Annotated in this window: 3 protein-coding genes; 1 reads left to right on the forward strand and 2 read right to left on the reverse strand. The window is 68.0% G+C overall.

Annotation, left to right across the window (positions count from 1 at the left end; all coding sequences use genetic code 11):
• Both ACIKT0_RS12165 and ACIKT0_RS12170 read right to left on the reverse strand, forming a co-directional pair.
• Positions 1-1,197: transglycosylase domain-containing protein (locus ACIKT0_RS12165; protein WP_407105589.1), on the reverse strand; the 1,197-nt coding region annotated here is incomplete at its 3' end.
• A gap of 138 nt (positions 1,198-1,335) precedes the next feature.
• Positions 1,336-2,562 carry an N-acetylmuramoyl-L-alanine amidase gene (locus ACIKT0_RS12170; RefSeq protein ID WP_407105590.1) on the reverse strand — a complete coding sequence of 409 codons (1,227 nt, stop codon included), beginning with the start codon at positions 2,560-2,562 and terminating at the stop codon, positions 1,336-1,338.
• A 731-nt stretch (positions 2,563-3,293) separates the two neighbouring features.
• Here ACIKT0_RS12170 and ACIKT0_RS12175 point away from each other — a divergent pair.
• Positions 3,294-5,504: Rne/Rng family ribonuclease (locus ACIKT0_RS12175; RefSeq protein WP_407105591.1), on the forward strand; the 2,211-nt coding region annotated here is incomplete at its 3' end.

The following is a 5,504-nucleotide window of genomic DNA, read 5'->3' on the forward strand; positions in this document are numbered from 1 at the left end:
GACGAGATCTACGCCCTCGCCAAGGAAATGGCGTGATGGCGAAGGAGCAGGCGCTCGGCGTCTTCCTCGACGAGCTGGCGAGCGAGCAGCCGACGCCTGGCGGCGGCGGCGCCCCCCCGCGTCGAGCACCACCGCGAGCCGCCACGGACGCACGTCGGTGAAGGCCGGGATGTCGGCGAGCGCGAGACCCCAGTCGCCGCGCGGATCGATCTCGCGCAGCGGGCCGCGCCAGCCGCGGGCCTCGTCGTAACGGACGAGGCCGTCGCTGAGCGACTTGCGCGCGATCAGCTGCAGCTGCGGGTCAAGCGTCGTGCGGACAGAGAGGCCTCCCTCGTAGAGGCCCTTCTCGCCATAGCGCTCATAGAGGACCCGCCGCACCTCCTCGTTGAAGTACTCGCTCGCGGGCAGCTGGTTGCCGGTGGGACGGGGATCGACGTCGAGCGCCGACTTCTTGGCCGCGGCGCCCTCCTCAGCGGTCGCGTAGCCATTCTCGACCATGCGGTCGATCACCCAGTTGCGGCGCTCGATCGCGCGCTCGGGGTAGCGGAACGGATGGTAGTTGTTCGGCGCCTTGGGCAGCGCCGCCAGGTAGGCCGCCTCGGCCAGCGTCAGTTCGCTGACGGACTTGTCGAAATAGACCAGGGCGGCCGCGCCGACCCCATAGGCGCCCAGCCCGAGATAGATCTCGTTGAGATAGAGCTCGAGAATGCGATCCTTGGAATAGGTCTGCTCGATCCGGAGCGAGAGCAGCGCCTCCTTGATCTTGCGCTCGTAATCCTGCCGGTTCGTCAGCAGGAAGTTCTTGGCCACCTGCTGCGTGATGGTCGACGCGCCCTGCGGCCGCCGCCCCTGGTTCTGAAAATTCGACAGCGCCGCGCGCGCGATGCCCGGGAAGTCCAGACCCCCGTGCTCGTAGAAGTTCTTGTCTTCCGCCGATGTCACGGCCTGGATCAGGCGCTGCGGGATGGCCTGGATCGGCAGGAACAGGCGACGTTCCTTGGCGTACTCCGCGATCAGGCGGCCGTCATTCGCGTGCAGCCGCGTCATGATCGGCGGCTCGTACTTCGCGAGCTGCTCGTAGTCGGGCAGTTCCTTCGAGTACTTCCAGACAAAATAGCCCGCGACCGCGGCCCCGGCGAGGCCCAGGAGAGCTCCGGTCGCGAACAGGAAGCCGAAAAAACGCACAAGCAGGCGCAAGCGATCCTCGCATATCTGGCGCAGCGCGACGCGTCAGGCCGCCCCCATCGGGCTCAGATGCTGGCTGATCGCGCGCGTCTCGCTATGCCACGGGATCGAGCCGCTTTGTGGAGAATGTGCGGCGCAGGCCGCGCGACGTTAATTTACGGCCCGCGGTGTGCCCTGCGCGATACGGGTGTCGAAGTACCGCGCGACCGCCTCCGCGACGGCGTCCGTCGCCTGATCGCGCCACTTGTCCGACATCATCAGCTTGGCGTCCTCCGGGCTCGACAGATAGCCGAGTTCGAGAAGCACCGACGGCACGTCCGGCGCCCTGAGCACGCGGAAACCGGCCGATCTGAGCGGGTTCTTGTTGAGCTTGGCGGCTTCCTTGAGTTCCTTCACCAGCCCGCGCGCGAACTGCGTCGTGAAGGCCTTCGTCTCGCGGCGGGCGAGATCAAAGAGAATGCCAGCGACCTCCTCCGGCTCCTCCGACAGGTCGACGCCCGCGATCAGATCGGCGCGGTTCTCCTTCTCGGCGAGCCGCTCCGCCTCCTTGTCCGAGGCCTTCTCGGAGAGGGTGTAGATCGTGGCGCCGCGGACGCCGAAGGGATCGGCCAGGGTGTCGGCGTGGATCGAGATCATCAGGCTGGCGGCGTTGTCGCGCGCCACCTTCACGCGGCCAGGCAATGAGATGAAGTTGTCGTCGTCCCGCGTCAGCACCACGCGGGAGACGCCGCCGGCCTCGATCTTCTCCTTCAGCCGCTTGGCGAAGGCCAGCACGATGTCCTTCTCGCTCGCGCCGGCAGGGCCCGCCGCGCCCGGATCGACGCCGCCATGGCCGGGATCGATGACGACGACCGGCAGGTCGCGCTTCTCCGGCGGCGCGGCGACGGCCGCCTTTTCGATCGCGCCCGTCGGATCTCCCTCCCGGCTCGACAGCGACTGCAGGAACGCCTTCCGGTCGCTCGGCGTGAGGTCCAGCACGAGCCGCGCGGGCTGGCCGGCGACGGAGTCGAGCACGAAGGCCTTGTCGATCGCGACCGGCTGCTTGACGTCGACCACGATCCGGGAGCGGCCGGGCGCCAGAAGACCGAACCGGTAGGCGCTGATCAGCCCCCTGCCCTCACGGCCGGCCGTCTCCGGCAGCCGGAAGGCGACCTCCGGCATATCGATCACGACTCGGTAAGGGTCGGCGAGAGTGAACGCCTTGATCTCCGCGGACGCGGAGAGGTCGATGATCAGCCGCGTGCGTTGCTCGTCCCCCGCGATGCGCGCGTCAGTCGCCACCGGCCGCGCGGCCGCAGCCGGCTCGGCGAGCGAGACCCCGCACGGCGCGATCAGCGCCATGAGCGCCAGAAGGACGAAGAGAGGCGAACGGATCATCGTGAATCGCGAAGCTTCTCGAACGGCGTGATTATCGAGCGCCTGAACCGTGTTACGAGCCCAGGGTTAATCGTCTTTAAATCAGCGGACGCCGCGGCGCATCCGGCCACGGCGGGAAGTGATCTTCCCCGTCGGGAAAGTCGCAAGCGCGCTCTCGCGCCTACTTCTTGTCACAGGTAGCCTCCTCGGCTAAACATCGGCGCCCACGGCGAAACGCGGCGAGTCTTTTTCCGGCCCGTTTCGTCTGAGCGGCCTCAACGCGCCGCCTCGCAGCTTAGCGCGCCACTCCAAGGCACACTGTCCGGGGATGGCTTGCGTCGCTGCCGACGGCGAATGAGGACCCTCAGCGAAAGCGTTCAGCACCCAGCCGGCGTCCAGGCGCCGACCGGGACACGCGCCGTGAGCGGCCCACGATTATCTTCGCCGGGCCAGCTGTTGACGTCACGCGACGCGGTCCGGCCACCGAGCCCGGGCCGTTCCAGATTTGCGAGGTGGCTCGGACCAATGCGCACGGCGAGACACGCCGCTCCCGCTCCGTCCGAAACCTCGATCCGTCGGCTTCGCCGGCGTTTGCCGAACACGTGCGCCGCGCTGGCTTCGCGAAAGCGGCGCCGCCTAGGCTCAACCAACCCAACCGTCGCCGAGCCCCCGCGCCTTCCGCGCGCCCTGCCCGCGCTGTCGATTTTTTCGACGGCCGCCGGCCAGCCCGGCCGTACTCAAGAGTTTCCTACATGGCCAATAAAATGCTCATCGACGCCACCCACCCGGAGGAGACGAGGGTGGTCGTCGTTCGAGGCTCCCGCGTTGAGGAGTTCGATTTCGAAAGCGCGAACCGCAAGCAGCTCCGCGGGAACATCTATCTCGCCAAGGTGACCCGGGTTGAACCGTCCCTTCAGGCGGCCTTCGTGGAATATGGCGGCAACCGCCACGGCTTCCTCGCCTTCAGCGAGATCCATCCGGACTACTACCAGATCCCGGTTGCGGACCGGCAGGCGCTGATCGCCGAGGACGAGAAGGCGCACGCCGAGGAAGAGGCCGCCGAGGAGAAGCCCGCCGCCAACCGGCGCCGGCGCAGCCGCGCGCGCCCCAAGGCGACCTCCTCCGACAGCGACGACGCGGTCTCCGCCGACGCTGAGACGGCGCAGGACGGTGACGAGACGTCCGGCGAGGCCGGGACTTCGGAGGGCGGCGATGACGCCAAGGCCGAGTCCGAAGCCGCGGTCGAGCACCACGTCGCCGAGCAGGAGGAGAAGGTCGAAAACGGCGACCCCGAGGAGCAGACCGTCGAATCGGTCGGCGCCGGGGAGGCTTTCGAGGAGATGCCCGAGCGCGCGCCGCGCCGGCTGCGCTCCTACAAGATCCAGGAAGTCATCAAGCGCCGCCAGATCCTGCTGGTCCAGGTCGTGAAGGAAGAGCGCGGAAACAAGGGCGCGGCTCTCACCACCTATCTGTCGCTTGCCGGGCGCTATTCCGTGCTGATGCCGAACACCGCGCGCGGCGGCGGCATCTCCCGCAAGATCACCTCCGCTCAGGATCGCAAGCGCCTCAAGGAGGTCGCCTCCGACCTCGAGGTGCCGGAGGGGATGGGCGTCATCCTGCGGACCGCAGGCGCCAGCCGCACGCGTCCCGAGATCAAGCGCGACTTCGAATATCTGATGCGCCTCTGGGAGACGGTGCGGGAGCTCACTCTCAAGTCGAGCGCGCCGGCGCTGGTCTATGAGGAGGGTTCGCTGATCAAGCGCTCGATCCGCGACCTCTACAACAAGGACATCGACGAAGTTCTTGTCGCGGGCGAAGAGGGCTATCGCGAAGCCAAGGACTTCATGCGGATGCTCATGCCGAGCTACGCGAAGATCGTGCAGCCCTACCGGGACAGCCAGCCGCTGTTCTCGAAGATGGGCGTCGAGACGCAGCTGGACGCGATGTTCTCGAACATCGTCACGATGAAGTCCGGCGGCTACATCGTGATCAACCAGACCGAGGCTCTGGTCGCGATCGACGTGAACTCGGGTCGCTCCACCCGCGAGCACAACATCGAGGACACGGCGCTCCGCACCAATCTGGAGGCCGCCGAGGAGGTCGCCCGCCAGCTTCGCCTGCGGGATCTCGCCGGCCTGATCGTCATCGACTTCATCGACATGGAAGAGGGGCGCAACAACCGCGCCGTCGAGAAGAAGCTCAAGGACTGCCTCAAGGACGACAGGGCGCGCATCCAGCTGGGGCGCATCTCGCATTTCGGCCTGATGGAGATGTCGCGCCAGCGCATCCGCACCGGCGTGCTGGAGAGCTCGAGCGAGGTCTGCCCGCTCTGCAACGGCTCCGGCATCGTGCGGGCGGTGCCGTCGGTCGCGCTGCACGTGCTGCGCACCGTCGAGGACCATCTCCTCAAGGACGCGTCCCGCAACCTGCTGGTCAAGACGCGCGGCGAAGTCGCCCTGTACATCCTGAACCAGAAGCGGACGCATCTGCGCGAGATCGAGGATCGCTTCGGCGTCTTCGTCAGCATCACGGCCGAGGAGCACCTGCCCGCCGGCCAGCATGCGCAGGTCGAGCGCACCGACCCGGCGAGCGGCGCGCCGCGGCTCGCCGCCCCTCAGGTCCGGGTCGACAGCATCGAGCCCGAGGAGCTCGCGCCGGTCGAGGCGGCCGAGGAGCTTCCGGCCGAACAGCCGGCCGCCAGGGAACAGGCGCACCCCACGAGCGACGAGGATACGCTGGAGGGCGGCAATGGCCGTCGTCGTCGGCGGCGCCGTCGCCGTCGTGGCGGCGGGCGGAGCGAGGGCGATCAGAGCCTCGAAGCGGCCGACGATAGCCAGGACGGGCCCGAAGAGGGCGATGAGCCGGCCGAGGTCCCGGTCAGCGACGTCGCCGAGGAGACGCCGCTCGTGGCGACTCCGGTCGAGCCCGAGCCTGCCGCCGAAGACGACGACGCAGAAGGCGAC

Source organism: Hansschlegelia beijingensis (assembly GCF_045505405.1).
Classification (GTDB): Bacteria; Pseudomonadota; Alphaproteobacteria; order Rhizobiales; family Methylopilaceae; genus Methylopila; species Methylopila beijingensis_A.